This is a genomic window from Bradyrhizobium sp. P5_C11_2 (assembly GCF_054049755.1).
The window spans coordinates 1-1,551 of record NZ_JBFULT010000957.1; the positions used below are offsets into that span (position 1 = coordinate 1).

General features: G+C 64.2%; 1 protein-coding gene. It reads right to left on the reverse strand.

The genetic code is table 11. The features are described from left to right. Positions 1-129 precede the first annotated feature (129 nt). Positions 130-1,491 (reverse strand): trigger factor, encoded by a 1,362-nt coding sequence (gene tig, locus ACXJL8_RS40690; protein WP_456620177.1) that lies wholly within the window; start codon positions 1,489-1,491, stop codon positions 130-132. Positions 1,492-1,551 lie beyond the last annotated feature (60 nt).

Here is a 1,551-nt window from a genome sequence, read left to right on the forward strand (position 1 = left end):
GTGCGGACCGAATTAACGCTTAATCCACGCGGCAGTTGAATCTGATTCGCGCGAACTGGCCCAGCCGGCCACCTGGCTAGCTGGGCTTCTTAGGCAGATCATCCTTAATAGAAGGCTTTCTCAATGCCTTCAGGCGGCGGTCTTTTCCGCCTCCTCGTCCTTGTAGAGGTCCTCGCGCGAAACCTTCTTCTCGGTCACGTTGGCGAGCTCGAGGATGAAGTCGACGACCTTGTCCTCGTAGATCGGTGCACGAAGCTGGGCCAGCGCCTGGGCATTGCTGCGGTAATAGTCCCAGACTTCCTTCTCGCGGCCCGGCATCTGGCGGGCCCGCTCGATCACGGCGCGGCCGACCTCGTCGTCGGTCACGGTGATCTTGTTCTTCTCGCCGATCTCCGACAGCACGAGGCCGAGCCGCACGCGGCGGTCGGCGATCTTGCGGTACTCCTCCTTCGCGGCATCCTCGGTGGTGTCCTCGTCGGCGAAGGTCTTGCCGGCGGAGTCCATCTCGGCCTTGACCGAGTTCCACATCAGATTGAACTCCTCGTCGACCAGCGACGGCGGCGCCTCGAAGCGATGCGCCTCGTCGAGGCGGTCGAGCAGCGTGCGCTTGACGCGCTGGCGCGTCGCGGTCGCGAACTCGGCGACCAGACGCTCGCGCGCGGCTTCCTTCAGCTTGTCCAGCGATTCGAGGCCGAGCGTCTTGGCGAACTCGTCGTCGATCGCGACGTCCTGCGGCGCCTCGATCAGCGTCGCGGTGGTCTCGAACTCGGCCGGCTGGCCGGCGAGCTTGTCGTTCATGTAGTTCTTCGGGAACGCGACCTTCAGCGTGCGGGTCTCGCCCGCGCCGATACCGGTGAGCTGCTCCTCGAAGCCGGGGATGAAGGTGTTGGAGCCGATCACGACCTGGATGCCTTCGCCGGCGCCGCCCTCGAAGGCTTCGCCGTTGATGGTGCCCTTGAAGCTGATGGTGACGCGGTCGCCGGATTCGGCCTTGGCGCCCTCGGCCTTCGCGGCATAGCCGCGGTTCGAATCGGCAATGCGCTTGATCGCCTCGTCGACATCGGCGTCGGAGACGTCCGCGACCGGCTTCTCGACCTGGAAACTCTTGAAGTCGGCGAGCGCAATCGACGGCACCACCTCGATCGCGACCGTGTAGGTCAGATCGGTCTTGCCCGAAAGCAGCTCCTCGACCTCGCTCTGCTCGGTCGGCATCGTGATCTTCGGCTCGGTCGCGAGGCGGAAGCCGCGCTCGGAGAACAGCTGCGTGTTGGTGTCGCGGATGGTCTGGTCGATGGTCTCGGCCATCACCGAGCGGCCATAGACCTTCTTCAGGTGGCCGACCGGCACCTTGCCGGGACGGAAGCCGTTGATGCGCACCTTGTCCTTGAGGTCGACGAGCTTGGCGCCGGCCTTGGCGTCCAGATCAGACGCGGGAACGCTGATCTTGAACTCGTGCTTCAAACCTTCCGAGAGGGTTTCTGTGACCTGCATGGCGTCCAATCTTCTTCTCGTTCGGCCCCGGCACGCATGCGTCGGGACGCTGTCATCAAT